At 67.0% G+C, this 24380-nt stretch carries 26 protein-coding genes; 21 read left to right on the forward strand and 5 right to left on the reverse strand.

Annotated elements, in window-relative coordinates; translation table 11 throughout:
- Positions 1-129: 129 nt before the first annotated feature.
- Complete coding sequence (locus tag AC6LKD_RS17260) at positions 130-1233, forward strand: hypothetical protein (protein ID WP_013393457.1); 1104 nt, start codon at positions 130-132, stop codon at positions 1231-1233.
- Between the two features lie 37 nt (positions 1234-1270).
- Here AC6LKD_RS17260 and AC6LKD_RS17265 read toward each other — a convergent pair whose 3' ends face one another.
- Together AC6LKD_RS17265 and AC6LKD_RS17270 are read right to left on the reverse strand one after the other, a co-directional pair.
- A complete protein-coding gene (locus tag AC6LKD_RS17265; RefSeq protein ID WP_013393458.1) occupies positions 1271-2113 on the reverse strand; it encodes a bifunctional transcriptional activator/DNA repair enzyme AdaA in 843 nt (280 codons plus the stop codon).
- A 102-nt stretch (positions 2114-2215) separates the two neighbouring features.
- Positions 2216-2953, reverse strand: coding sequence for a glutamine amidotransferase (locus tag AC6LKD_RS17270; protein ID WP_013393459.1), 738 nt, complete (start codon positions 2951-2953; stop codon positions 2216-2218).
- Positions 2954-3122: 169 nt separating this feature from the next.
- On the opposite strand from AC6LKD_RS17270, the gene AC6LKD_RS17275 reads away from it, so the two are divergent.
- The 3 genes from AC6LKD_RS17275 (at position 3123) to AC6LKD_RS17285 (ending at position 5796) form a co-directional block, all read left to right on the forward strand.
- Complete coding sequence (locus tag AC6LKD_RS17275; protein ID WP_013393460.1) at positions 3123-3557, forward strand: NfeD family protein; 435 nt, start codon at positions 3123-3125, stop codon at positions 3555-3557.
- Between the two features lie 99 nt (positions 3558-3656).
- Positions 3657-4583 (forward strand): SPFH domain-containing protein, encoded by a 927-nt coding sequence (locus AC6LKD_RS17280; protein ID WP_041655510.1) that lies wholly within the window; start codon positions 3657-3659, stop codon positions 4581-4583.
- 25 nt (positions 4584-4608) lie between these two features.
- Positions 4609-5796, forward strand: coding sequence for a GGDEF domain-containing protein (locus AC6LKD_RS17285; RefSeq protein WP_013393462.1), 1188 nt, complete (start codon positions 4609-4611; stop codon positions 5794-5796).
- Between the two features lies 1 nt (position 5797).
- Here the strand turns inward: AC6LKD_RS17285 and smpB are convergent, their stop codons facing one another.
- Complete coding sequence (smpB, locus tag AC6LKD_RS17290; RefSeq protein ID WP_013393463.1) at positions 5798-6271, reverse strand: SsrA-binding protein SmpB; 474 nt, start codon at positions 6269-6271, stop codon at positions 5798-5800.
- Between the two features lie 104 nt (positions 6272-6375).
- Here smpB and AC6LKD_RS17295 point away from each other — a divergent pair, with 104 nt between their 5' ends.
- The 7 genes from AC6LKD_RS17295 to AC6LKD_RS17325 all read left to right on the forward strand — a co-directional run bounded on the left by AC6LKD_RS17295 (position 6376) and on the right by AC6LKD_RS17325 (position 11857).
- Positions 6376-6810: a type II toxin-antitoxin system RatA family toxin gene (locus tag AC6LKD_RS17295; protein ID WP_006223413.1), complete on the forward strand. Its 435-nt coding sequence runs from the start codon at positions 6376-6378 to the stop codon at positions 6808-6810.
- A complete protein-coding gene (locus tag AC6LKD_RS17300) occupies positions 6800-7144 on the forward strand; it encodes an RnfH family protein (RefSeq protein ID WP_013393464.1) in 345 nt (114 codons plus the stop codon). Before AC6LKD_RS17295 ends, AC6LKD_RS17300 begins: the two co-directional genes overlap by 11 nt.
- 195 nt (positions 7145-7339) lie before the next feature.
- On the forward strand, positions 7340-8494 hold the full coding sequence (locus AC6LKD_RS17305; RefSeq protein WP_013393465.1) for an acyl-CoA dehydrogenase family protein: 1155 nt from the start codon (positions 7340-7342) through the stop codon (positions 8492-8494).
- Positions 8491-9666, forward strand: a complete 1176-nt coding sequence (locus tag AC6LKD_RS17310; protein WP_013393466.1) for an enoyl-CoA hydratase/isomerase family protein — start codon at positions 8491-8493, stop codon at positions 9664-9666. Before AC6LKD_RS17305 ends, AC6LKD_RS17310 begins: the two co-directional genes overlap by 4 nt.
- Positions 9667-9681: 15 nt before the next feature.
- Positions 9682-10653 carry a 3-hydroxyisobutyrate dehydrogenase gene (gene mmsB, locus AC6LKD_RS17315; protein WP_158307676.1) on the forward strand — a complete coding sequence of 324 codons (972 nt, stop codon included), beginning with the start codon at positions 9682-9684 and terminating at the stop codon, positions 10651-10653.
- Between the two features lies 1 nt (position 10654).
- Positions 10655-11092 (forward strand): PaaI family thioesterase, encoded by a 438-nt coding sequence (locus tag AC6LKD_RS17320; protein ID WP_013393468.1) that lies wholly within the window; start codon positions 10655-10657, stop codon positions 11090-11092.
- 75 nt (positions 11093-11167) lie between these two features.
- Positions 11168-11857: a VIT1/CCC1 transporter family protein gene (locus AC6LKD_RS17325; RefSeq protein ID WP_013393469.1), complete on the forward strand. Its 690-nt coding sequence runs from the start codon at positions 11168-11170 to the stop codon at positions 11855-11857.
- Between the two features lie 84 nt (positions 11858-11941).
- Here AC6LKD_RS17325 and ygfZ read toward each other — a convergent pair whose 3' ends face one another.
- The gene (ygfZ, locus tag AC6LKD_RS17330; RefSeq protein WP_013393470.1) at positions 11942-12943 is read right to left on the reverse strand and encodes a CAF17-like 4Fe-4S cluster assembly/insertion protein YgfZ; all 1002 of its coding nucleotides are present in this window, start codon (positions 12941-12943) and stop codon (positions 11942-11944) included.
- Positions 12944-13095: 152 nt separating this feature from the next.
- Here ygfZ and mltG point away from each other — a divergent pair, with 152 nt between their 5' ends.
- The 5 genes from mltG to AC6LKD_RS17355 all read left to right on the forward strand — a co-directional run bounded on the left by mltG (position 13096) and on the right by AC6LKD_RS17355 (position 17750).
- Entirely contained in the window at positions 13096-14265 is a 1170-nt protein-coding gene (gene mltG, locus AC6LKD_RS17335) for an endolytic transglycosylase MltG (RefSeq protein WP_498116922.1), read from the forward strand.
- A complete protein-coding gene (tmk, locus tag AC6LKD_RS17340; protein ID WP_498116923.1) occupies positions 14262-14885 on the forward strand; it encodes a dTMP kinase in 624 nt (207 codons plus the stop codon). The genes mltG and tmk overlap by 4 nt, the downstream gene beginning before the upstream one ends.
- Positions 14882-15973: a DNA polymerase III subunit delta' gene (holB, locus tag AC6LKD_RS17345; protein ID WP_498116924.1), complete on the forward strand. Its 1092-nt coding sequence runs from the start codon at positions 14882-14884 to the stop codon at positions 15971-15973. The genes tmk and holB overlap by 4 nt, the downstream gene beginning before the upstream one ends.
- Positions 15974-16041: 68 nt before the next feature.
- Positions 16042-16812: a TatD family hydrolase gene (locus AC6LKD_RS17350; RefSeq protein WP_498116925.1), complete on the forward strand. Its 771-nt coding sequence runs from the start codon at positions 16042-16044 to the stop codon at positions 16810-16812.
- A gap of 38 nt (positions 16813-16850) precedes the next feature.
- Positions 16851-17750, forward strand: coding sequence for an ankyrin repeat domain-containing protein (locus AC6LKD_RS17355; RefSeq protein ID WP_498116926.1), 900 nt, complete (start codon positions 16851-16853; stop codon positions 17748-17750).
- Between the two features lie 44 nt (positions 17751-17794).
- On the opposite strand, the gene AC6LKD_RS17360 is transcribed toward AC6LKD_RS17355, so the two are convergent.
- Positions 17795-18493 (reverse strand): GntR family transcriptional regulator, encoded by a 699-nt coding sequence (locus AC6LKD_RS17360; protein ID WP_498116927.1) that lies wholly within the window; start codon positions 18491-18493, stop codon positions 17795-17797.
- Positions 18494-18658: 165 nt separating this feature from the next.
- Between AC6LKD_RS17360 and gabT the strand changes: the two genes are divergently transcribed.
- From gabT to AC6LKD_RS17385, 5 genes are all read left to right on the forward strand, one after another.
- On the forward strand, positions 18659-20017 hold the full coding sequence (gabT, locus tag AC6LKD_RS17365; RefSeq protein WP_498116928.1) for a 4-aminobutyrate--2-oxoglutarate transaminase: 1359 nt from the start codon (positions 18659-18661) through the stop codon (positions 20015-20017).
- 10 nt (positions 20018-20027) lie between these two features.
- Complete coding sequence (locus AC6LKD_RS17370; RefSeq protein WP_498116929.1) at positions 20028-21008, forward strand: aminopeptidase; 981 nt, start codon at positions 20028-20030, stop codon at positions 21006-21008.
- Positions 21005-21778 carry an enoyl-CoA hydratase/isomerase family protein gene (locus tag AC6LKD_RS17375; protein ID WP_013393479.1) on the forward strand — a complete coding sequence of 258 codons (774 nt, stop codon included), beginning with the start codon at positions 21005-21007 and terminating at the stop codon, positions 21776-21778. The genes AC6LKD_RS17370 and AC6LKD_RS17375 overlap by 4 nt, the downstream gene beginning before the upstream one ends.
- 29 nt (positions 21779-21807) lie before the next feature.
- The gene (locus tag AC6LKD_RS17380; RefSeq protein ID WP_498116930.1) at positions 21808-23007 is read left to right on the forward strand and encodes a CaiB/BaiF CoA transferase family protein; all 1200 of its coding nucleotides are present in this window, start codon (positions 21808-21810) and stop codon (positions 23005-23007) included.
- 119 nt (positions 23008-23126) lie between these two features.
- The gene (locus AC6LKD_RS17385) at positions 23127-24362 is read left to right on the forward strand and encodes an ABC transporter substrate-binding protein (RefSeq protein WP_498116931.1); all 1236 of its coding nucleotides are present in this window, start codon (positions 23127-23129) and stop codon (positions 24360-24362) included.
- Positions 24363-24380: the final 18 nt, after the last annotated feature.

The following is a 24380-nucleotide window of genomic DNA, read 5'->3' on the forward strand; positions in this document are numbered from 1 at the left end:
CCCCGCGTCCGAGAGGACGCGGGGTTTTTTTATTCGGGTTTTTGCTGGCTCACATGGGGCTTGGCAAGCCCGAGTCCGGGTAGGACAATCTTTGCCATTACCGGCTTGCGCAGTCCGCCGGATCCGTAAATGCTGAATTTGGCCGTGGCAATGCCACGAAAAGGGGAAAGCATGAAAACGGCATCTGTAGTTGCTGCGCTTTGCCTGGGAGCGTCGCTGCTGGGGGACTCTGCCTTGGCAGCCGATGTTTCAGGGGGCGCGACCATCGTGCCCATTGCTGGCGGCCTGCCGGCGGGATCTTTCGATATCAAGACCGATGCGGCGTCAATCTTCCTGGAGCGTGCCGTCCTGTTCAAGGAAAACGGATGGTTCACCAAGGACAAAGAGGTGGCCATTACGGCGAAGATGAGCATAAATTCCAGGAAACGGAATAGTTCATCCACGACGCTGACCATTAGCCGCGTCTACAAATTCGACGTTAAGACCTATGACGATGGACGGGTCGAAATCCCGATCAAGAGTCTCCCTCTGTTGGATACTTTCAACTTGAGCGGGGAAGATTATCTGGTGACCAGCATCGTGATGGATCTCTTTCTCAGCAAGAAAAAGGAAAAGACCGATTTCACCAAGACGCTGGAAACCGTTATTGAGGTCAGCAAGAGAATCCCCATTCCTGTCAATCCGTACGCGGAGTACGCATCTGTCTTCGGCGATTCATTCAGTCAAGTCGTCGAGCGCGCAATTCAGGAGGGAGCGGATACGGTGCCGTTCGCGAGTTTCGGGTTGCGCTTTCTGCAGGGAAGCACATCCGCTGCCTATACTGAAAAACCGGGTATTCATGCCATCGTGATTGCGGGCAAGGCGCAGGAGCCGGGGGTGCTGCCGCTGGAAAAACTCGACGGCAAGAGCCTGGCTTACGACGAGATCGCCGGATTGTCCTACGCAGGAAATCGGGTCAAGAATAATCACATCATCGTCAGGGTCACGGCCAGCACCGACCCCTGGAAATCCCTGGCGTCTTCCAAAGACACATTGGAACGGCTGTATGCCGAAGGCAAAGGCGCGCTCGATTTCTCGAAAGCGCAGGGCATATCGGCACCGAATCTGGCGGCGATCATCAAACGCCAGGACGCGTCGGACACTTTCATACTGTCCTCGGCCGAGACGGCGCAGTTCGAATCCGCGATCAAGGAATTCAACAACATTCGTGCATCTTCGGTCTTTCAGTTTTGACGACTGTCGCCAAGGATGCCGAGGGCGCTGGCAGGCTTTATGCCGCCAGCGCTTCGCGCGCAATCAGTTCGCGCTTGCGGTCTATGCCCCAGCGGTAGCCGGCCAGCGAGCCGTCGGTGCGGACCACGCGGTGGCAGGGGATGGCCAGCGCGATGTTGTTGGTGGCGCAGGCGCGCGCCACGGCCCGCACGGCGCGTGGCGAGCCTATGCGTTCGGCGATGTCGGTGTAGGTGGCGGTCTCGCCCACGGGGATCTCGCGCAGCGCTTGCCACACCTGGCGCTGGAAGGCGGTGCCGCGCACGTCCAGCGGCAGGTCCAGGCCACGCGAGGGATCTTCGACGAAGCCGACCACGGCCGCGACCCAGCCTTCGAACTGCGCGTCGGCGCCGATCAGGCGGGCGGCCTTGAAGCGGTCCTGCAGGTTGCGCACCAGTTGCTCGGGATCTTCATGCAGGGCGATCTCGCAGATGCCGGTGTCGCTGGCCGCCACCAGCAGTGCGCCCAGGGAGCATTGCGCCACCGCGAAGCGGATCTCCACGCCCTGACCGTTCTTGCGGAAGGCGGTGGGGGTCATGCCCAGGATGGCGGGGGCGGCTTCGTAGAAGCGGCCGCTGGAATTGAAGCCGGCGTCGTACATGGCGTCGGTGACACTGGCGCTCTGCTTGAGCTGCTGCCGGGTACGGCCGGCGCGCAGGGCGTCGGCGTAGGCCTTGGGGGTGATGCCGGTGGCCGCCTTGAAGACGCGGTGGAAATGGAAGCGGCTCATGCCGGCCTGCTCGGCCAGCGTGGACAGGTCCGGCGGCTGCTCGGCTTCCAGGGCGCGGCAGGCGCGTTCGATGGCGGCGGCGTGCTGTTTGCTCAGGGCGGCGGCTTGGTTCATGGAAAAGCTCCTGTTGCGCGTGGATTTGCGCGCTTGGACTTATCGTCTCAAAAGCCTGCCGCCGCCGCACTCCGTATATTGCGCGGCGGCCGCGCGGGGCGGCTACGCGGGCGCGTAGGCGTCGAGGAAGCGCCGCAACAGGCCGCCGGCCACGGGGGTGGCGCGGACATTGGCGGACAGCCCCGGGACGTCCAGGTTTTCAGCCGCGTAGCGGCGGCCGAAGCGTTCCAGGTGGGCGCGGATGAAGTCAGGACCGAATTCGGGGTGGAACTGGGTCGAGAACACGTTGCGGCCGATGCGGATCATCTGGTGCTCGTCCAGGTCCGAGCGCGCCAGTACGGCGGCGCCGGGGGGCGGTTGCAGCACGGTCTGCGCGTGCAGCATCTGGGCGGGAAAGGTGGGCGGCAGTCCGGCCAGCAGCTTGTCGCCGGCGGCGGGCGGCAGCAGTTCGACCGTCTGGGTGCCGACCTCGCGTCCGGCGGGGTTGTAGCCGACCTTGCCGCCCAGGGCGTAGGCCAGGAGCTGGTGGCCGTAGCACACGCCGAACATGGGCAGGCCGGCCGCGGCGGCTTCGCGCAGCCAGGCGGCGGTGTCCTCGCTCCAGGGTTCCTTGTCGGTCACCATGGCGGGCGAGCCCGTGATCAGGGCGGCGCGATAGCGGGCGGGGGCCTGCGGCCGCTTGCCTTCGTGCACGGGCACGATTTCCATGGCCTCGGCGCTCAGGCCGGCGGCCTGCGCGAGTTGTTCGGCATAGCCGCCGAACTGGCTTTTGAGCGTATCGTCCGGATCGCCGGTGTGCAGGATCAGGACGGGTAGAGCGGAGGGTATTGCAGCGGTCATTGGAGGCTTGTGCGTAAAGGATGCGGGCGCCGGGTTCCACAGGGATTTCCACCGCCAGCGCACATCATAATCCAGCGCTCCGGTCCGCGACTCAAGCGCCTTTCCCGTTCCGTCCCGGAAATACGTACAATTCCGCTCACATACTCATCCTTTCGGGCGAACAAAGACTATGTGGATCTGGCTGGGACTGGCCGCGCTGGCCCTGATCGGGGAACTGGCGACGGGGACTTTCTATCTGCTGCTGGTGGCCCTGGGCCTGGCGGCAGGCGGCGTGGCCGCATGGTTGGGCGCGGGCCTGGAGTGGCAACTGGTGGGCTGCGGCATCGTGCTGCTGCTGGGCCTGCTGGTCCTGCGCAAGACGCGCGTGCTGAAAAAGCGCGAGGTCGATTCCGCCCGCAATGCCGATGTGAACCTGGACATCGGCCAGACCGTGTCGGTCGAGGCCTGGTCCGACCAGGGCACCGCGCGCGTCTGGTACCGCGGCGCGCACTGGCAGGCGGAGCTGGCCCAGGGCCAGGCGCCGGTGGCTGGCGAACAAACCATCATCGAAATGCGCGGCTCGATTCTGGTGCTGGCCCCCAGGGGCACGCCGGGATCGGCCTGATCAGCGCCGACCCGCCGCGGGCGGGGCCGGCAGCGGGCGTCCGTGTTTTCGGGCTATTCCCGCGAGTGTATTTACCAGAAGGAGAGGCTCCGAATCATGATGATCGATACATCCACCATCGTCCTGCTTGTCATCGTCGCGTTGGCGATACTGATAGTCATCAAGGCCATCGCCATCGTGCCCCAGCAGCACGCCTGGGTGGTCGAGCGCCTGGGCAAGTTCGACCGGGTCTTGTCGCCCGGCGCGGGCTTTGTCATCCCGTTCATCGAGCGCGTGTCGTACAAGCATTCGCTCAAGGAAATCCCGCTGGACGTGCCCAGCCAGGTTTGCATCACGCGCGACAACACGCAGCTGCAGGTCGACGGCGTGCTGTACTTCCAGGTGACCGACCCGATGCGCGCCTCCTACGGTTCGTCGAACTACATCTCGGCCATCACGCAGCTGGCGCAGACGACCCTGCGTTCGGTCATCGGCAAGATGGAGCTGGACCGCACCTTCGAAGAGCGCGATTCCATCAACAGCAACATCGTCGCTTCGCTGGACGAGGCGGCGCTGAACTGGGGCGTGAAGGTGCTGCGCTACGAGATCAAGGACTTGACCCCGCCCAACGAGATCTTGCGTTCGATGCAGGCCCAGATCACCGCCGAGCGTGAAAAACGCGCCCTGATCGCGGCCTCCGAAGGCCGCCGCCAGGAGCAGATCAACATCGCCACCGGCGAGCGCGAAGCCGCGATTGCCCGTTCCGAAGGCGAAAAGCAGGCGCAGATCAACCAGGCGCAGGGCGAGGCCGCTGCGGTGTTGGCGATTGCCGAGGCCACCGCCAAGGCCATCACCCAGGTGGCCGACGCCGTGCGCCAGCCCGGCGGCATGGAAGCCGTGAACCTGAAGGTCGCCGAGCGCTACGTCGAGGCGTTCGGTAACGTCGCCAAGGAAGGCAACACGCTGATTCTGCCGGCGAACCTGGCGGATGTGGGCGGCATGATTGCTTCCGCCATGACCATCGTGAAGTCCACCCGCAACAGCTGATAACCGCGTCTGGCGGCGCCTGGCGATGATCGCTCCCGTTAACTTGCTTTTGATAGCGGCATTGGCGGGAGTGCTTGCGCTGTGCGTGCTGGGGTCCCTGGCCCGCAGCGGCATGGCGGGCATCAAGGAGGCGATACGCGCCAACCTGCTGACGCTGGCGGCGTTCGGGCTCTATGCCTTCCAGGTCACCGAGGCGCCGTTGTGGGTGTCGGTGATCGCCAGCAATACCGCCGTGGTCCTGGCGCTATGCGCGTATTACACGGGATTGCGCCGGCTGGTGGGCCTTACCGTGCCCAGGCGCCTCATGGCGCTGGCTTCCAGCGCAACGTTGCTGGTGCTGGCGTTCTACACCTACATCGAACCCGAGGTCGGACCTCGCATGGTGGTCATGTCCGGGCTGATGTTCGGGTTCATGGCGGCCATCGCCATGACGGTCAAGCGCGGCATGCCGATGAACCGGTCCCGCTACAGCTACCATTTCGTGCGCGTGGTGGCGCTGGTGTCCGCGGCGGTGTGCGCGGCGCGCGCCGCCGTCTACCTGTTCGATATCGCGACGGCGCAGGCCCTGCTGCAGCCCACGGCGTGGAACATCGCGTTCATGACGCTGGGCGTGCTGACGATGCCATGCCTGACCCTGGGCACCATCATGATCATCCACGACCGGATGCTGGCGGACCGCGAACAGGAGGCCAGCACGGATTTCCTGACGGGCCTGATGTCGCGCAAGGCGTGGTGGCTGCAGGCCGAGCGCTATTGCGCCCAGGCCTTGCGCACGCGGCGGCCGCTGACGCTGCTGTTGCTGGACATCGACTATTTCAAACGCATCAATGATACTCACGGCCATGCGGCCGGCGACGCGGTGCTGCGGCATTTCGGCCTGCTGGCCACCGCCACGCTGCGCACCGGCGACCACGTCGGGCGGGTCGGCGGCGAGGAATTCGCGGTGCTGTTTCCCGACATGCGCAGCGATGCGGTGATGGACGTGGCGGAGCGCCTGCTGGATTCGGTGCGGCGCACGCCCTGTGCGCACGGTGGCAGCACTATTTCCTATACCTTCAGCGCCGGCGTGGCGGACTGGATGCCCGGGGAGAGCCTGCAGGCATTTTTCGAACGTGCCGACCGCAAGCTGTATGCGGCCAAGGCTGCAGGGCGCAACCGCATCACGGGCCCGGGGCAGGAGGCTGAGCGCCAGCCGTTGCCCGAGGCCGCCTGAATCAATCGTCCTTGCTCTTGCGCGGGGCGCGGGTGTCGTGCTTCATGATGCGTTCCTTTTCGCGCTGCCAGTCTTTTTCGCGCGCGGTGTCGCGCTTGTCGAACATCTTCTTGCCGCGGCCCAGCGCGAAGTCCAGCTTGATGCGCCCGTTCTTGTAATGCAGGTTGAGCGGCACCAGCGTGTAGCCGCGCTGCTCGACCTTGCCGATGAGCTTGCTGATTTCCTCGGCCTTGAGCAGCAGCTTGCGCGTGCGCATGGCATCGGGGTGGATATGGGTGGAGGCCGTGGGCAGGGGGCTGACGTGCATGCCCAGCAGGTACAGCTCGCCGTCGCGCACGATGACGTAGCTTTCCTTGAGCTGCACGCGGCCATCGCGGATCGCCTTGACTTCCCAGCCTTGCAGCACCAGGCCGGCCTCGTAGCGGTCTTCGATGAAATAGTCGTGCGTGGCCTTGCGATTGTCGATAATGCTCATAAAGCCCTTGTGCCTGGGTGCCGCAGCCTGCCGCGAGGCGTGTTCTGGCCCCAGGTCGTGTTGTGCCGGTAAAATCGTGCCATTCTAGCCATTTGCGATAGTCGATGCACAAAGTACAACGATCCGTCCTGGTGCCTTACAGCGCCGCCCAGATGTTCGATCTGGTCGCCGACGTGGAGAAGTACCCCGAGTTCATGCCCTGGTGCGGCGGCGCCGAGGTGCAGACCCGCGACGAGCACGGCATGCAGGCCTCCATCCTGATCAGCTTCGCGGGCATGAAGCAACGCTTCACCACCCGCAACACCCATGTCTATCCCGACCGGATCGACCTGGAGTTGGTCGATGGGCCGTTCTCCAGCCTGGTGGGGCACTGGGAGTTCCAGCCCCTGGCCGAAGACGCCTGCAAGGTCCTGTTCACCATGGAGTACGCGTTTTCCAACCGGGCGTTGGAAATGGTGGTGGGGCCGGTCTTCAACCGCATCGCCACCAGCTTCATCGATTCCTTCACCAAGCGCGCGCAGGCCAAGTATGGCGAATGAGCCGTCCGTGGCGCAGATCGGCGTCAGCGTCTGTTATGCCTTGCCGGGCCACGTCTGGCTGCGTGAATTGCGCCTGCCCGATGGCGCCACCGTGGCCGATGCGCTGGCGGCCAGCGGCTTTGCCCAGGCCTTTCCGGTGGTGCAACCCTGGACCCGGGGCGTGGGCATTTTCGGCCACGCCACCGAGCCGCAGGCCAGGCTGGCCGACGGCGACCGCGTGGAAATCTACCGCGGCCTGAGTTTCGATCCCAAGGAATCGCGCCGCCGCCGCGCCGAACACCGCCGCGCCAAGACGGCGAAGAACGGCAGGGTCCGCCCGGCCGGGCTGCTGTAGGGCAGCGCTCCGAGGGGCGGCGTGCCGCCCCGCACAATGTCGCAAATAGGACAAATTCTGCTGCCGCTTCCGGCGTAACATAAGCATCGTCACGCATTTACGTTTACGTCAACGTCATGTCAAAATCGACGGGCTGGCGTTCACGAGACGGCAGCAACGCCAACAGACAATACTCAGTACAACAGGAGACAGGCTGTGGACTTGGAACTGACCGACGAGCAACGCGCTTTTGCGCAGGCGGCGCGCGACTACGCCGAGGGCGAACTGGCGCCCAACGCGGCGCGCTGGGACGCCGAGGGCATCTTCCCGCGTGAAGCCTTCGCGCGGGCGGGCGAGATGGGCTTTTGCGCCATCTACGCCAGCGAGGACATCGGCGGCCTGGGGCTGCCGCGCCTGGACGCCACCTTGGTATTCGAGGAAATGGCGGCGGTGGACCCGTCGACCACGGCCTTCCTCACCATCCACAACATGGCTACCTGGATGGTCGGCAACTGGGGCCAGCCCGCGCTGCGCGAGGCTTGGGGACCCTTGCTGGCCAGCGGCCAGAAGCTGGCCTCCTACTGCCTGACCGAGCCGGGCGCGGGTTCGGACGCCGCGTCCCTGTCGACCCGGGCGCAGCGCCAGGGCGATGACTACATCCTCAACGGCGCCAAGGCCTTCATTTCTGGCGGTGGCGACACCGACCTGCTGGTGGTCATGGCGCGCACCGGCGGCGAGGGCGCGGGCGGCATCAGCGCCTTCGCCGTTCCGGCCGACAGCGAGGGCATAGGCTACGGGCGCAAGGAAGAGAAGATGGGCTGGAACAGCCAGTCCACCCGTCCCATCACCTTTGAAAACGTGCGCGTGCCGGCGGCCAACATGCTGGGCCAGGAAGGCGAGGGCTTCAAGATCGCCATGAAGGGCCTGGACGGTGGCCGCATCAATATCGCCACCTGCTCGGTGGGCGCGGCGCAGGGCGCGCTGGACGCCGCCCGGCGCTACATGGACGAGCGGCGCCAGTTCAACCGCCGCCTGGCCGAGTTCCAGGCCCTGCAGTTCAAGCTGGCCGACATGGCGACGCACCTGGTGGCGGCGCGCCAGATGGTGCGCCTGGCGGCCTGCAAGCTGGACGCCGGGGCGCCCGACGCGGCGACCTACTGCGCCATGGCCAAGCGCTTCGCCACCGACATGGGTTTCCAGATCTGCCTGGATGCGCAACAAATCCACGGTGGCTACGGATACCTGCGGGACTATCCCTTGGAGCGTCTGGTGCGCGATACTCGCGTTCATCAGATTCTGGAAGGGACCAACGAGATCATGCGCGTGATCATCGCCCGCCAATTGTTGGAAAAAGGAGCCGACATAAGATGAATGCACCGGTGCTGTTCGAAGAAAAAACCGCTGCCAATGGAGTACGGTTCGGGATCGCGACGCTGAATTCGCCGCAGACCCTGAACGGCCTGTCGCTGGAAATGGTGGACCTACTGGCCGAGCGGCTGGATGCCTGGGCACGCGATCCCGGCGTGGCCCTGGTGGTGCTGCAGGGCGCGGGCGAAAAGGCCTTCTGCGCGGGCGGCGACCTGCACGGCCTGTACCGCAGCATGACTGAAAACGCCGGCAAGCCGGGCTGGAACAACGCCTACGCGCGCCGCTTCTTCGAGCACGAGTACCGCCTGGACTACCGCATCCACACCTATCCCAAGCCGGTGCTGTGCTGGGGCCATGGCATCGTCATGGGCGGGGGCATCGGCCTGATGATGGGCGCCAGCCACCGCGTGGTCAGCGAAGCCTCCCGGCTGGCGATGCCGGAGGTCACCATCGGCCTGTTCCCGGACGTGGGCGGCAGCTGGCTGCTGAACCGCATGTCGGGCCGCCTCGGCCTGTTCCTGGCGCTGACCGGCGCGCAGTTGGGCACGTCGGACGCGATTTTCGCCGGTCTGGCGGACTTCCGCCTGGACCACGCGGATTGGCCCAAGCTGCTGGCCTCGCTCGAGGAGCAGCCCTGGGCTGGCCAGGGGGCGGACGCGGCGGAGGACGCCATTCCCCCGCGCGCGATCAACGACGGCCTGCTGCGCCGCGCCCTGACGGCGCTGGAACCCAAGACGCCGCTGGCGCCGGGCAGCCTGCGTCATCACTCGTTCCTGATCAACAGTCTGTGCAACGGCAACCGCCTGGACGACATCTACGAAGAACTGGCCGCGCTGAAGGACCACGAGGATCCGTGGCTGGCGCGCGCGGCGCAGACCATGCTGGCCGGCTCGCCCGGATCGGTGCGCCTGTCGTTTGCGCTGCAGCAGCGGCTGCGCCTGCGTTCGCTGGACGACGTGTTCCGCGCCGAATACATCGCGGCGCTGGCCTGCACCGGCCATGGCGACTTCGCCGAAGGCATCCGCGCCTTGCTGATCGACAAGGACAAGAAGCCGCGCTGGAATCCCGCCGTGATCGACATGGCGACCGACGCCTGGGTGCAGAAATTCTTTGACGAGCCCTGGCCCGAGGGCGAACCCCATCCGCTGGCGGACCTGGGACAGGAAGGGCGCTAGGGCCCGCGGCGGCGGATCCGCCGCCGCCCGCCGGCACGGCAACGCAGTACACGATGGTTTCACACCTATAGCAATAGCAACAGGAGACAAGACATCATGAGCAGCATCGCGTTTATCGGTTTGGGCAATATGGGCGCGCCCATGGCATTGAATCTGGTCAAGGCCGGCCATAGTGTGACGGTCTTCGACCTGATGCCGGCGGCCGTGAAGATCCTGACGGACGCCGGCGCCAAGGCCGCCGCGTCCGCTTCGGAAGCGGTCAAGGGCGCCGAGGTGGTGGTCTCGATGCTGCCGGCCAGCAAGCACGTCGAAGGGCTGTACCTGGGCGAGGACCTGCTGGGCAAGATCCCGTCGAGCGCGCTGGTCATCGAGTGCAGCACCATCGCGCCGGACTCGGCGCGCAAGGTCGCGCAGGCAGCCGAGGTACGCGGCATCGCCATGATCGACGCCCCGGTTTCCGGCGGCACCGGTGGCGCGGCCGCGGGCACGCTGACCTTCATCGTCGGCGGCCAGGCCGCGGCGCTGGAGCGCGCCCGTCCCGTCCTCGAAAAGATGGGCAAGAACATTTTCCACGCGGGTCCGGCCGGCGCCGGCCAGGTGGCCAAGATCTGCAACAACATGCTGTTGGGCATCCTGATGGCGGGCACCTCCGAAGCGCTGGCGCTGGGCGTGGCCAACGGCCTGGATCCCAAGGTGCTGTCGGACATCATCGCCAAGAGCTCCGGGCGCAACTGGGCCACGGAACTCTACAACCCCTGGCCCGGCGTGATGGAGCATGCGCCGGCCTCCAAGGGCTATGCGGGCGGTTTCGGCGTGGACCTGATGCTGAAGGACCTGGGCCTGGCGGCCGAGGCCGCCTTGTCGGCGCGGGCCTCGATCCCGCTGGGCGAACTGGCGCGCAATCTGTATTCGCTGCACAGTTCCGGCGGTTCGGGCAAGCTGGACTTCTCCAGCATCGTCAACCTGGTCAAGCGCGAGCAGGACTGACATGGCGCCATCGCAAGCGCAGCTGGACCCGGCCGCGCGGGTCCAGGAGAGCTTCGCCCGGCAGAGCATCATGACCTTGCTGGGCGCGGCGCTGGACGTGGTCGAGCCGGGCAGGGTGGACATCGTGCTGCCTTACCGCGCCGACCTGTGCCAGCAGAATGGCTTTCTGCATGCGGGCATTTCCACGACCATTGCCGACAGCGCCGGCGGCTATGCTGCCTATACCCTGTTCGCGCCGGGCGAGGACGTGCTGACCTCGGAGTTCAAGATGAACTTCCTGGCGCCCGCCAAGGGTAGCCGCTACGTCGCCAGCGGCCGCGTGGTCAAGCCTGGCAAGCGCCTGTCGGTCTGCCAGGTCGAGGTGCATGCCTACGACGGCGAGCAGGCCACGCTTTGCGTGATAGGCTTGCTCACCGCGGTGCGCGTGACGCCGCGTTGAATTCCGCGCGCTGCGGGTCCCGCCTGGTCGGCGGATCCGCGGCGCGTTCATCGCGCGGTGCATGGGTTTCTGGCAATGCCTCCAAAAGAACATCATCGGATTTTCCGCAGCAACTGGCTGCGCGCGGCCGTGCTGGGCGCAAACGACGGCATCGTGTCCACCGCCAGCCTGATTACCGGCGTGGCGGCGGCCCAGGCTACGCATGATGCCATCCTGACTTCGGGCGTGGCCGGCCTGGTGGCCGGGGCGCTGTCGATGGCGGCGGGCGAGTACGTGTCGGTGCGGTCGCAGGCCGATACCGAGGCCGCGGACCTGCGCCTGGAGCAGCGCTCACTCAAGCGCAATTCCAGCGAAGAACTGGCCGAACTCATCGACATCTACGTGGCGCGCGGCCTGACCCGCGAGCTGGCCGAACAGGTGGCGCGGCAATTGACCAGCCACGATGCGCTGGATGCGCATGCTCGCGACGAGCTGGGCATATCAATGCATAACCGCGCCCGCCCGGTGCAGGCCGCCGTGGCGTCGGCGGCATCGTTCGCCGGCGGCGCGGCGCTGCCGCTGGCAGTGGCGGCGACGGCGCCCATGCCGCAATTGATCGTCTGGGTCATTGGCGCGTCGGTCGCCTGTCTGGCCGGCCTGGGCGCCCTGGCGGCGGGCGCGGGCGGCGCGCCCAAGGGACCGGCCGCGTTGCGGGTGACGATCCTGGGCGGTCTGGCGATGGCGGCGACGGCGGGCGTGGGCGCGCTGTTCGGCGTGGCGGTCTAGTACCAGCCAGCGCGAGCGCGCGCCGGCAGGGGCGCGCCGCGACGGCTTGGGAACCGCGCCAGCGCGGCCTCGCGGACCGTGGGCTTACGGCGTGATGGAATAGGGCAGCGGAACCGCCCCAATGCGCGGACCGTCCGCGGCGCCCAGGCGCAGGTCGCCTTCGGGCAGCGCCGCCAGCGTGGTTTCGAACAGCACCGATACAAGGCCGTGTTCGCCGGCCGCGTCCACGACGCGTCCGATGGGCTCGCCGGGCTGCGTGGCGTCATAGACGTCCACGCCGGCCAGCGCCTGATCCTGGACGGCAGTATCCGCGATGGTGCCGTAAGCCATGCGCCGCTTGACCGTGCCGCGATAGTGGCTGCGCGCCACCACTTCCTGGCCCGGATAACAGCCCTTGGTGAAGCTGACGCCCTGGATCAGGTCCAGGTTGACCGTTTGCGGGATGAATATGTCCTGCGTGGCCGCTGTGATCCACGGGATGCCCGCGGCCAGGTCGGCGGTATGCCATTGCGCGGCTGGCGCCAGGCCGAGCGCGCCGGCCAGTGCGGCCGACTGGGCCAATTGTTCGTCGGAGGCGATCCACCACCAGCGCAGGCGCGCATCGGCGGACGGCGCGGCGATCCAGGTGCCGGACGGCAGATCGACGCGTTGCCAGGGCGCACGCGGCAGCGCGCCGGCCGCGGCTTCCAGCGCGGCGGCTTCGGCGGCCGAGGCCGTCACGCCCGCCACATGCAGCGGCGTGGCGGCGAGCTTGGCCTTGGCGCGCAGCACGAACATCGACAGACGCTTGAGCAGCGCCTGGGACAAGTCCTGGCGCACCAGGCCGTAGAGTTGGGGCGCATCGTCCGCGCCGCCGGGGGCGCCGCGCCACATCACCAGGGTGGCCAGCAGGCGGCCCTTGGCGGTGCAGTAGCCGGCCAGGCGGGCGGCGTCCTGGGGCAGCCCGGTGACGTCCTGCGTGAGCTGGCCGTGCAGGAAAGTGAGCGCGTCCGCGCCGGTAGCCGCGAAGATCAGGAAATCGTCCAGCGGCGCGACTTGCGCGCAACCTTCCGCGCGGGCGGGAATCGAAGAATGGAAAGCGTGCATGGAGGCGGTGTTATCGCGTCATCAAAGTGCTGATGATAGCCGTGTTCCCCTCCGGGCTGGGCCATGTCCCCGCCGCGCGCAGGGGCGCGCACGACGTTCTGCCCCTCTTTAGCCGCGACAGGTCCGCGCGATCAATTAAACTTCCGACACTTATGAAGAAGCGACTCTTTTTTTTCGTCCTGTGGTTCTCCCTGTTGATCGCGCTGGCTGCCGCCGCAGCCGTGGGCGGCGCCTGGTATTGGGCGCACAAGCCCATGCAGCTGAAAGCCGACAGGATAGATTTCGTGGTGGATCCGGGCAGCAGCCCGCGCACGGTCGCGCGGGCGCTGAACGAGGCCGGCGTGCCGGTCTGGGAACCCGGTTTCATCTGGATGGCGCGCCTGTCCGAACGCGACAAGCAGATGAAGGCCGGCGGCTACCAGGCCATCAATGGCGACTCGCCCTGGCAGCTGCTGGAACGCCTGGCGCGCGGCGACATGACGCAGCGGCAGATCACCTTCCTGGAGGGCTGGACCTACCGCCAGATCCGCCAGGCGCTGCGCGCGAATCCCGACGTCAAGCAGACGCTGGGCGAGACCACCGATGAAGAATTGATGGAACGCCTGGGTTCCGACATCAAGCAGCCGGAAGGGCTGTTCTTCCCGGATACCTACATTTTCACGCCGGGCAGCACCGATTACGACCTGTTGCGCCGCGCCTACCAGGAAGGCCAGCGTATCCTGCAGGACACCTGGGCCAAGCGCCAGCCGGACCTGCCGGTGACCACGCCCTACGAGGCCCTGGTGCTGGCTTCCATCGTCGAAAAGGAAACCGGCCACGGCCCGGACCGCCGCCGCGTGGCCGGCGTGTTCACCAACCGCCTCAAGATCGGCATGCTGCTGCAGACCGATCCGACGGTGATCTACGGCATGGGCGACGCCTACCAGGGCCGCATCCGCAAGCGCGACCTGCAGACCGACACGCCCTGGAACACCTACACGCGGCCGGGCCTGCCGCCCACGCCGATCGCGGCGCCGGGCCGCGCGGCGCTGCTGGCGGCGGTGCAGCCCGAGACGCACAAGTTTCTCTTTTTCGTTTCCCGCGGCAACGGCACCAGCGAGTTCTCGGTCAATCTGAACGAGCACAACCGCAACGTTTCCCGCTATATCCTGGGCCAGGGCCAGAACGCCGCGCCCAGCCCGGCATCGGGCCGCGGCGCAGCCAATGGCAATCCGGCCAACGGCACGCCCGCAGCCGCGCCGAGCGCAAGCCCGGCGCCGACGCCGGAAGCCGCGCCCGAGCCGGACCAGGGACAGGCACAAGCACAAGGACAAGACCAATGACCACGCGCGGACGCTTTATCACGCTGGAAGGCGTGGACGGCGCGGGCAAAAGCACGCATACCGTCTGGATCGCCGATTTCCTGCGCGCGCAGGGGCTGGACGTGGTGTCCACCCGCGAACCCGGCGGCACGCCCTTGGGCGAGAAGTTGCGCGGCTTGCTGCTGACCGACCCCATGGGGCTGGACACCGAGACGCTGTTGATGTTCGCCGCCCGTTGCGAACACCTGCATCAAGTCATCGAACCGGCGCTGGCGCGTGGCGCGTGGGTGGTCTGCGACCGTTACACCGACGCCACCTACGCCTACCAGGGCGGCGGCCGCGGCCTGGGCGCCTCGCGCGTGGCCGCGCTAGAAGACTGGATGCAGGCCGGCCAGCCCGACCGCACCTGGCTGTTCGACGTGCCGCTGGAAGTCGCGCGCGCCCGGCTGGCCGACGCGCGCGAACCTGACCGCTTCGAGCGCGAGGGGGCGGCTTTCTTCGAACGTACCCGCGAGGCCTACCATGCGCGCGCCGCGACTGATCCGAAGCGCATCCGCATCGTCGATTCGACCCAATCCATCGCCCAGATCCGCGTGGAACTCGAGGCGGGGCTGCTGGAACTTCTAGGGCAGCAGGCATGAACGCGACCCGCGCCGCCAAAGAGGAGGACGCCACGGCGTCCAACGCGCCGCAATTCCTGCCTTGGCAGGCCGAGACGGCGCGCACCTGGCTGGGCAACCGCGACCGCTTCGCCCACGCCTGGCTGATTCACGGACTGGCCGGCATCGGCAAGCTGGACTTCGCGGTCGCCGCGGCAGCCAGCCTGTTGTGCGAGACCCCGGACAACGGCCTGGCCTGCGGCCGTTGCGCCGCCTGTGCCTGGTTCGCCAGCGGCAACCATCCCGACCTGCGCCGCATTCGGCCCGAAGCCGTGGCCGTGGAGGAAGGGGCGGACGCCGCCGAACCGTCGGAAGACGCCGAGCCGGCCACGGGCACGGCCAAGCGCGCGCCGTCCAAGGAAATCCGCATAGACCAGATCCGCTCGCTGGAATCCTGGTTCAACACCGCCACGCACCGCGGCGGCTGGCGCGTGGCGTTGCTGTATCCGGCCCATGCGCTGAACGTGGTCTCGTCCAACGCCTTGCTCAAGGTGCTGGAGGAACCGCCGCCACACACGGTCTTCTTGTTGGTCGCGGACGCGCCGGACCGCCTGCTGCCCACCCTGGTGTCGCGCTGCCGCCGCCTGCCGCTGCCGGCGCCGGATCCCGACACCGCGCTGCAATGGCTGCGCGGACAGAACGTGGAGCCGGCCCGCGAATGGCTGGCCGCCGCGGGCGGCGCGCCGCTGGCGGCGCTGCGGCTGGCGCAGTCGGGCGAAGCCGCTTGTCCGCCCTGGCTGACCCAGCTGGTCGGGCCGCTGTCCCAGGGGCAGTCGCCCGACGTGGGCACCTTGGCCGAGGCTCTGGAAAAGGTGGCGGCCACTGAGTGGATCGACGCCTTGCAGCGCCTGTACACCGACCTGATGCTGGCCAGCGCGGGCGCGCCCGCGCGCTATTTCCCGGCCCTGGGCGGCGCGGTCGCGCAGGTCGCCGCGCGCATGAACCCGGCCAAGGTGGCCGAGGCCGCGCGCTGGCTGACGCGTCAGCGCGCGCTGGCCACCCATCCCCTGAACGCCAAGCTCTTCGCCCACGCGACCTTGCAGCGCGTGGTGCTATCCTGCCTGGCGTAAGCCCTTGATCCGGCGGCGCTTCATCCGGCAACGGGTGCAGCGCCGCGGCACTTGTATCCAGACTCATCATGTACGTCGATTCCCACTGCCATTTGAACTTTCCGGAACTGGCCGCCGATCTGCCGGCCATTCTTGACCGGATGGCCGCCAACCAGGTCACGCACGCGCTGGTCGTCAGCGTCAACATGCCGGAATGGCCCGGCCTGATGTCCCTGGTCGAACCACAGGCCAATCTGTGGGCCTCGGTCGGCGTGCACCCCGATTACGAAGACACGCCCGACCCCACGCCCGAAGAGCTGGCGCGCCTGTCCGAGCACCCCAAGGTCGTGGCGATCGGCGAGACCGGGCTGGACTATTACCGCCTGTCCGAACCGCTGGACTGGCAGCGCGAACGCTTTCGCCGCCACATCCGCGCCGCGCGCGACACGGGCCTGCCCCTGATCGTGCACACGCGCTCGTCCGCCGAGGACACCGTGCGCATGCTGCGCGAAGAGCAGGCGGCCGAGGTCGGCGGCGTGATGCATTGCTTTACCGAAAGCTGGGAAGTGGCACAGGCCGCGCTGGACCAGAACTTCTATATTTCGCTGTCCGGCATCGTGACCTTCAAGAATGCCCAGGTCGTGCATGAAGTGGCCGCCAAGGTGCCGCTGGATCGTCTGTTGATCGAGACCGACTCGCCGTATCTGGCGCCGGTGCCGTATCGTGGCAAGCTGAACGACCCGTCCAAGGTGATCCATGTCGCGGAGAAGATTGCGGATCTCAGGGGTATACCGGTGGCCGATGTGGCCAAAGCATCTACGGATAATTTCTTCCGTCTTTTCAATAAGATAAAGAAATAATCTAATCTAATTTATTTAAAGTAATTTATAGGAAATCCATGGCCGCCCGCAACGCTTCCGTCCAGAACACCCTCTTGTCGTGTTGCCGTGGAGCGCTGCTGGCGCTGGCCATCGGTGTGGCGGTTCCGGCCGCGGCGCAGGCGGCCAACCCCGGAGATTGGTGGGTCTATGTCGCCAACGACTATCCGGACGACATCAAGGAACTGCTGGCGCGCGGTGAGGATCCCAACGTGCGCTACAAGAATGGCCAACCGGCGTTGATGCGCGCGGTGGTCGACGGCGCCTGGAAGGTATTCGACGTGATTGCCGCCGACAAGCGCACCGACGTCAACGCCGAGAACCCGGCAGGCGAGACGCCGTTGATGTACCTGGCCATTGCCGGCCAGACCGAGCGCGCCAAGAAGCTGATCGCCCGCGGTGCCCAGGTCAACCGCCTGGGCTGGACGCCGCTGCACTACGCGGCGTCGAAGGGGCAGCTGGAAATGGCGCGCTTGCTGCTGGCGCACCAGGCCATGGTCAACGCACCCGCGCCCAATGGCGAAACGCCGCTGATGATGGCGGCGCTGTCGGGCCGCAAGCCCATGGTGGACCTGCTGCTCAAGGCGGGGGCGGACGTCGGCTCGCGCGATACCAAGGGCCAGACCCCGGCCGATTGGGCCAGGACGGGCAAGTCCACGGCGGTGGCGGCCGAATTGGACAAGCTGATTGCGCAGCAGGAGGAGTCCCGCCGCAAGCTGCGCGCGTCGCGTCCAGCCGAGGAAGGCGTTGAGGCGGGAGCAGGGGCGGGCGCCGCAGCAACGGTGCCGGCGGCTCCGGACCAGGGCGCGCCAGCGGCACAGGCTCCGGTCGCCGAAAAGAAAGCCCCGGCCGCGTCGTCCGCGGTCCAGGGCGTTTCGGGCGTGAAGCTCAACAACTACGACGAGCCCGCCGCGCCCTGAGGCGCGGGCTTGCCCGAGGCCGGCCCGCAAGGGGCCGGCCCGATTCAGATCACGTAGTTCTTGTAGCGCTCGATGTAGTCGCGGGCGCTGCCGTTCAATTCGCGCACGCAGCGCTCGGCCTCGTCGGCGTCGCCGCGGACCATTGCGTCCAGCAGGGCGCGATACTGCTTGATCCCCATCTCTGAACGACCCGGCAACAGGGCCACGCGGCGCATCGACACGCGGGTGCGGTCGTAGATGCGCTCGATCATGTCGCTCAGTACCGGATTGCGCGCCAGTTCCTTGATGTGGTTGCGGAACTGCTCGATCGTGGCCACGTGGGCCTCGATGTCGCCGCTCTTCAGGCTGTGCTCGAAGGGCTCTCCCAGCAGGGCCTGCATCGCTTCCCAATCGGCGGGCGTGGCATTGGCGATGGCCAGGCGCACGGCCAGGCCGTCCAGTGCCTCGCGCACCTGGTACAGCCGATAGGTCGTTTCCATGTCCACCAGGGCCACGACGGCGCCCTTGTTGGGCACCCGTTCCACCAGCGCGCGGTCTTCCAGCGTCGCCAGCACTTCGCGCGCCTTGGCGCGAGGGATGTCGTAGGCCTGGGCCAGGTCTTCTTCCGGCACGCGGGTGCCGGGCAGCAAGGCCTGCGACGCAATACGTTCCCGCATATCCAGTATGACTTCGTGGGTGGAAGCCGCCTTGCGTGTTTCCTTGGCGGCGGCGTCAGCTGAGGCAGTCGCGCGTTTATTGGGCATGTAGGCACCTGGGTTGAATGGCGGGAAGCATAGCATTTTTTTGAACTCAAGATTGTGCACAATTTAGAATGCATAGTTGTAAATCAGCATTGACACAATAAAACGCACAAGAATATAGTGGCTGCACTTCGTCGCCGTACCCACGCATCCAAGGAGCCCAGGGCAATGAAAGACGCCGCGCAGTCCCCTCAACTTCCCGGTCCGCAGTGCCAGGCATACCTGGCCCGGCGCAACGCCGCCGTCGCCCTGGGCGTGGCCAACGGGCCCCCGGTATTCGCGGCCGCTGCCCGCGGCGCCACGCTGACCGACCTGGACGGGCATGCCTACATTGATTTCGCCGGCGGCATCGGTACCCTGAACGTCGGCCATGCGCATCCCGAGGTGGTGGTCGCCGTCCAGGCGCAGGCCGCGCGCTATCTGCACACCTGCTTCAACATCGTCATGTATCCGGAGTACATCGAACTGGCCGAAGCGCTGGTCGAGCTGGTGCCCGGATCCTGGCCCAAGAAGGCCATGCTGCAGACCACCGGCGCCGAGGCCGTGGAAAATGCCATCAAGGTGGCGCGCCGCGCCACCGGCCGGCAAGCGGTGGTGGCGTTCGAGAACGCCTTCCACGGCCGTACCTACATGGCGCTGTCGCTGACCGCCAAGGCGCCCGCGTACAAGACTGGCTTTGGCCCCTTCGCTTCCGAGGTCTACCGCGCGCCTTTTCCGGTGCGCTACCGCTCGGGGCTGACCGAGGCCGAATGTGCCGAGGCGGCCTTCAGTGAATTCCGCCGCCTGGTCGAAACCGAGATCAACGCGGAGCAGGTCGCCGCGGTGATCATCGAGCCGGTGCAGGGCGAGGGCGGCTTCCATGCCGCGTCGCCCGCCTTCCTGCAGGCGCTGCGCGCCTACTGCACCCAACACGGCATCGTGCTGATCGCCGACGAGATCCAGTCGGGCTTCTGCCGCACCGGGGAATGGTTCGCCACCCAGCATGCCGGCATCGAGGCCGACCTCTACACCCTGGCCAAGTCCATGGGCGGCGGCTTGCCGATAGCGGCGCTGGTGGGGCGCGCCGACTTGATGGACGCGCCCGCCGTGGGCGGCCTGGGCGGCACCTATGGCGGCAACCCGCTGGCCTGCGCCGCAGCGCTCGCGACCATCGCGGTCATGCGGCGCGAGGACTACGCGGCGCGCGCCCGCGATCTCGGCGCCAGCGTGCGCGAACGCTTTACTGCCTGGGCCGGACAGTACGGCATCGTCGGCGACGTGCGCGGCCTGGGCGCGATGGTGGCCTTTGAGGTCGTGCGCGGCAACGGCGACGACAGTCCCGCCGGCGATCTGGCGGCCCACATCGTGCAGGCCGCCTACCAGGGCGGACTGGTGCTGGTGAAGGCGGGCTTTTACGGCAACGTGATCCGCTTCCTGGCGCCCCTGTCCATTACCGACGAGGAATTGGCCTGCGGCCTGGACATCCTCGGGTGCGCGGTGGCGGACGCCCAGCGCATCGCCGACGCCCGCGCGTCGCAAACGGCTTGAGGAGCGCTGCATGCATACGCTGTTGAAACTGAAGAACGCCCGCAAAGTGGTCAGCCAGCTGGGCGCGGCCAAACCGGGCATGGAAGTGCTGGTGCTGTATGACCTGCACACCCACCACAACGTCGAGCCCCTGGCCATCGCGGTGGACGAGGCGGGCGCCGGCCTGCACCTGCTGCAGATCGCGGGTTCCGCGCGCCACGGCCGGCAGTTGTCGCCGGTGGTGGCCCAGGCCATGCAGGCGGCCGACCTGGTCATCGCCCTGACGCGGGCCAACGCCGCGCATACCGATGCGCGCCAGCAGGCCACGCGCGCCGGGGTCGGCGTGATCGTGCTGCCCGAATCCCATCTGCCCGATTTCTTCCTGGCCGAAGGCTGGGACTGCGACTTCGACGCGCTGCGTCCGCAGATCCAGGGCCTGGCCGACGCGCTGACCCGCGCCGACACGGCCCGCGTCACCAGCGAACTCGGCACCGACGTGACCATGAGCATCGCCGGCCGCCAGGGCCGCGCGCTGCACGGCTTTGCCAACACCACCGACATTTCGGCGGGTTATTGCCTGGAGTCCAGCCTGGCGCCGGTGGAAGGCACGGCCGAAGGCGTGATCGTGGTCAACGCCAGCATCCCCGGCGTCTCGCTGATCCGCGATGAACCCGTGCGCATCCATATGGAAAAAGGCATGGCGGTGGCGATCGAGGGCGGGGCGGTGGCGCGGCAGTTCCGCGACCTGCTGGCCAGCTTCAACGATCCCCTGGTCTACAACCTGGGCGAACTGGGCGTGGGCATGAACCCGCGCTGCCAATTGGACGGCACCATGCTGTCCGATGAATCGGTCTACGGCTCGATCCAGCTGGCGCTGGGCACCAGCGCCTACATCGGCGGCACCGTCAAGGCTGCGGCCCATTACGACACCATCGTCACCGACGCAACGCTGGAACTGGACGGCAGGGTGGTGCTCAAGGGCACTGAACTGCGCCTGGAGGAAGCGGCATGAGCATAGACCTGAGCCGCGACGCCGACGGCGTGGCCACCGTGCTGATGAACCGCCCGGAAAAGCGCAACGCGTTCACGCTGGACATGTACCGGGAGTTCGGCCGGGTCATGCGCGAACTCGACGCCGACGACGCGGTGCGCTGCGTGGTGCTGCGCGGCGCCGGCGGCGCCTTCTGCGCCGGCAGCGACATCGGCGGCTTCGAGGAAGACCGCGATGGCGCGGCGCAGGCGGCCGAGTACGCGCTCTTCACCTTGTCCATGACCGACACGCTCAAGCATCTGCGCCATCCCACGGTGGCCTGCATCGAAGGCGTGTGCGTGGGCGGCGGGCTGGAACTGGCCGCCTTGTGCGACATCCGCATCGGCGGGCGCAACAGCCGCTACGGCATCCCGGTGAACCGCATCGGGCTGACCGTGGACCACCAGGAACTGGCCGATCTGATCCGTGTGGTCGGCGCCGCGCGGGTGCTGGAAATCCTGCTGGAAGGGAACATATTCGGCGCCGACGAAGCCATGTCCAAGGGCCTCTTGAGCCGCGTGGTGGACGACGAGCGCGTGGCCGAGCAGGCCTACGCCACGGCCCGCCGCATCGCCGCGGCCGCGCCCTTGGTCAACCGCTGGCACAAACGCTTCGTAGGCCAGCTGCGGGAAGGGCGCGCGTTAAGCGCGCAAGAGCGCAGCGAAGCCTATGAATGCTTCGGCACCGAGGACTACCGGCGCGGCCGCGCAGCCTTCGCCGCCAAGCGCATCCCCGAATTCATCGGCCGCTAAAGCGGCCACCGACCCGAGACGGACTGCATATGACGCAAGCTGCATCCCCCCTGGCAGGCATCAAGATCCTGGACCTTTCGCAGATCATGGCCGGGCCGTACTGCACCATGGTGCTGGCCGACCTGGGCGCCGAGGTCATCAAGGTCGAGAAGACCGGCGCCGGCGACGACTCCCGCGAAATGGGCCCCTATGTGAACGGCGAGTCCACCTGTTTCGCCCAGATCAACCGCAACAAGCAGGGCGTGGCGCTGAACCTGAAGGACCCCGAGGCCCGCGAGGTGCTGTACGAGCTGGCGCGCTGGGCCGACGTGGTGGTGGAGAACTACCGCGTCGGCGTGACCAAGTCGCTGGGCGTGGACTACGAAACGCTGTCGCGCATCAATCCGCGCCTGGTGTATTGCTCGATCTCGGGTTACGGCCATACCGGCCCCTACGCGGGCAAGGGCGGCTTCGACCTGGTAGCCCAGGGCATGAGCGGCATCATGAGCATGACCGGCGAACCCGGCGGACGGCCCTTGAAGTCGGGCATCGCCATCTATGACGTGGGGGCGGGCCTGACAGCGGTCTACGCCATCCTGGCCGCCTGCATCCACCAGATGAAGACGGGCGAGGGCCAGCACATCGACATCGCGCTGGCCGAATGTGGATTGCCCTGGTTCGTCTGGGAGGCCGCTGCCTACTTCGCCGACGGCACGGTGCCGGAAGGCACCGGCAGCCGCCACCGGGTGTCGGCCCCGTACCAGGCCTTCGGCACGCGCCAGGGCTTCATCATGATAGGCGCGGCCAATCAGCGCACCTGGGAGCGCCTGTGCGCCGACGTGCTGGAGCGCCCCGAACTCATCACCGATCCGCGCTTCATCACCAACTCTGACCGGCTGGCCAATATCGCCGAACTGGAACCCTTGCTGGAAGCGGAGTTCGCGCGCGCCGACGCGGCCGAATGGATAGCGCGCTGCGAAAAGGCCTCCGTGCCCTGCGGCCCGATCAACGACTTCGGCCAGGCCATGCAGGACCCGCATTACCTGGCGCGCGGCATGGTGCAGGAACTGGACCATCCCGCGCTGGGCAAGATGAAGACCATCGGCATCCCGACCAAGTTTTCCAGGACGCCTGGCGCCTTGCGCACGGCCGCGCCGCTGATGGGCCAGCACACGGACGAGGTGCTGCGCCGCTTCGGGGTGGCGGAGGACAGCATTGCAGGCATGCGCGCCCGAGGAGTCATCGCGTAACAGACAAACCGCAGCAGGCAGTATCGAAGTCGCATCCAAGCTACAAGGGGACGCCGGCGTCACGCGCGCCGGCGGCTATTCGAAGTTGAACAAAGATGTTCACGCCGCAAGGAACCTTCATGACACAGCCCATCCATCTTTCCCGCCGCGGCTTCATCGCGGCCAGCGCCGCGCTGGCCGCTTGCGGCGCCATTCCCTCCCTGGTTCGGGCGCAATCGGCCCAGCCGTTCCGGCTGGGGGCGCTCAATTCCATCACCGGCGTCGGCGGCCCCTATGGCCCGGCCATGCTGGAAGCCATCAAGATCGCCATCGACGAGGTCAACGCCGCCGGTGGCGCTGCCGGCCGCAAGATCCAGCTTTATGCCGAGGACGACCAGACCAAGCCCGACGCCGCCGTGCTGGCGGTGAAGAAGCTGATCGAGATCAACAAGGTCGAGGCGGTGGTCGGCATCTGGCCGTCGTCGGTGGGCCTGGCCGCCATGCCCATCACCAATGCCGCGGGCCTCATCACCATGAACACCTGCGGCGCGCCGGAAATGCTGACCGAGAACAAGCAGGGGCTGGCCTGGATGTTCCAGGCCTCCAACGCGGTGTTCGGCCGCGCTTTCGCCGAAGTGGCGCGGCAGCGCGGCTTCAAGCGGCCGGCGGTCATGGCCTTCAACAACTCCACCTTCGTAGGGCAGGCCAACTACTTCCGTGATGCCTGGCAGGAGAAGGGCGGCAAGGTCAGCGCCTTCACCATCTACGAGCCCAACCAGACCACCTACCGCACCGAACTGACCAAGGTGCTGGCCTCCAAGCCCGACGTGATTTCGCTGAGCGCTTACCGGCCCGACGCCACCATCATCCTCAAGGAATGGTTCCAGACCGGCCAGGACTGCAAGTTCATCATGCCGGGCTGGACCGCCAACGAAGACCTGGTGAAGGCGCTGGGCAAGGAAGCCACCGAGGGCATCATCTCGATCTCCAACGTGGCCGCCCACGAGCACCAGGCCTACAAGACCTTCGCCGCCGAGTTCCGCAAACGCACCAAGCGCGAGCCGGACATCTTCGCTTCGCAGTCCTATGACATGGTGATCACGCTGGCGCTCGCCATCGAGGCGGCCGGGCCGACCGCGGACGTGGCCGCCATCAACGGCAAGATCCGCGCCGTGACCGCGCAGGGCGGCGGCGAAAAGGTCAACGGCTTCGCGCAAGGCCAGGCGCTGCTGCGCGCCGGCAAGCCGGTGGACTACGACGGCGCGTCCTCGCGCCTGGACTTCGGCAAGCAGGGCGAGACCGTGCCGGACTTCGGCGTCTTCGACATCCGCGACGGCAAGCTGGTGCTGAATGAAGTCATCGCCGGCCAGGTCTGACGATAAAAACACTAGGGG

The organism is Achromobacter sp. D7-1, assembly GCF_059760445.1.

What these genes read in the sequence shown, in the direction of transcription:
- AC6LKD_RS17260 (WP_013393457.1), top strand. Translation starts at nt 130, where the DNA reads ATGCTGAATTTGGCCGTGGCAATGCCACGAAAAGGGGAAAGCATGAAA.
- AC6LKD_RS17265 (WP_013393458.1), bottom strand. Translation starts at nt 2,113, where the DNA reads ATGAACCAAGCCGCCGCCCTGAGCAAACAGCACGCCGCCGCCATCGAA.
- AC6LKD_RS17270 (WP_013393459.1), bottom strand. Translation starts at nt 2,953, where the DNA reads ATGACCGCTGCAATACCCTCCGCTCTACCCGTCCTGATCCTGCACACC.
- AC6LKD_RS17275 (WP_013393460.1), top strand. Translation starts at nt 3,123, where the DNA reads ATGTGGATCTGGCTGGGACTGGCCGCGCTGGCCCTGATCGGGGAACTG.
- AC6LKD_RS17280 (WP_041655510.1), top strand. Translation starts at nt 3,657, where the DNA reads ATGATCGATACATCCACCATCGTCCTGCTTGTCATCGTCGCGTTGGCG.
- AC6LKD_RS17285 (WP_013393462.1), top strand. Translation starts at nt 4,609, where the DNA reads ATGATCGCTCCCGTTAACTTGCTTTTGATAGCGGCATTGGCGGGAGTG.
- smpB (WP_013393463.1), bottom strand. Translation starts at nt 6,271, where the DNA reads ATGAGCATTATCGACAATCGCAAGGCCACGCACGACTATTTCATCGAA.
- AC6LKD_RS17295 (WP_006223413.1), top strand. Translation starts at nt 6,376, where the DNA reads ATGCACAAAGTACAACGATCCGTCCTGGTGCCTTACAGCGCCGCCCAG.
- AC6LKD_RS17300 (WP_013393464.1), top strand. Translation starts at nt 6,800, where the DNA reads ATGGCGAATGAGCCGTCCGTGGCGCAGATCGGCGTCAGCGTCTGTTAT.
- AC6LKD_RS17310 (WP_013393466.1), top strand. Translation starts at nt 8,491, where the DNA reads ATGAATGCACCGGTGCTGTTCGAAGAAAAAACCGCTGCCAATGGAGTA.
- AC6LKD_RS17320 (WP_013393468.1), top strand. Translation starts at nt 10,655, where the DNA reads ATGGCGCCATCGCAAGCGCAGCTGGACCCGGCCGCGCGGGTCCAGGAG.
- AC6LKD_RS17325 (WP_013393469.1), top strand. Translation starts at nt 11,168, where the DNA reads ATGCCTCCAAAAGAACATCATCGGATTTTCCGCAGCAACTGGCTGCGC.
- ygfZ (WP_013393470.1), bottom strand. Translation starts at nt 12,943, where the DNA reads ATGCACGCTTTCCATTCTTCGATTCCCGCCCGCGCGGAAGGTTGCGCG.
- mltG (WP_498116922.1), top strand. Translation starts at nt 13,096, where the DNA reads ATGAAGAAGCGACTCTTTTTTTTCGTCCTGTGGTTCTCCCTGTTGATC.
- tmk (WP_498116923.1), top strand. Translation starts at nt 14,262, where the DNA reads ATGACCACGCGCGGACGCTTTATCACGCTGGAAGGCGTGGACGGCGCG.
- holB (WP_498116924.1), top strand. Translation starts at nt 14,882, where the DNA reads ATGAACGCGACCCGCGCCGCCAAAGAGGAGGACGCCACGGCGTCCAAC.
- AC6LKD_RS17350 (WP_498116925.1), top strand. Translation starts at nt 16,042, where the DNA reads ATGTACGTCGATTCCCACTGCCATTTGAACTTTCCGGAACTGGCCGCC.
- AC6LKD_RS17355 (WP_498116926.1), top strand. Translation starts at nt 16,851, where the DNA reads ATGGCCGCCCGCAACGCTTCCGTCCAGAACACCCTCTTGTCGTGTTGC.
- AC6LKD_RS17360 (WP_498116927.1), bottom strand. Translation starts at nt 18,493, where the DNA reads ATGCCCAATAAACGCGCGACTGCCTCAGCTGACGCCGCCGCCAAGGAA.
- gabT (WP_498116928.1), top strand. Translation starts at nt 18,659, where the DNA reads ATGAAAGACGCCGCGCAGTCCCCTCAACTTCCCGGTCCGCAGTGCCAG.
- AC6LKD_RS17370 (WP_498116929.1), top strand. Translation starts at nt 20,028, where the DNA reads ATGCATACGCTGTTGAAACTGAAGAACGCCCGCAAAGTGGTCAGCCAG.
- AC6LKD_RS17375 (WP_013393479.1), top strand. Translation starts at nt 21,005, where the DNA reads ATGAGCATAGACCTGAGCCGCGACGCCGACGGCGTGGCCACCGTGCTG.
- AC6LKD_RS17380 (WP_498116930.1), top strand. Translation starts at nt 21,808, where the DNA reads ATGACGCAAGCTGCATCCCCCCTGGCAGGCATCAAGATCCTGGACCTT.
- AC6LKD_RS17385 (WP_498116931.1), top strand. Translation starts at nt 23,127, where the DNA reads ATGACACAGCCCATCCATCTTTCCCGCCGCGGCTTCATCGCGGCCAGC.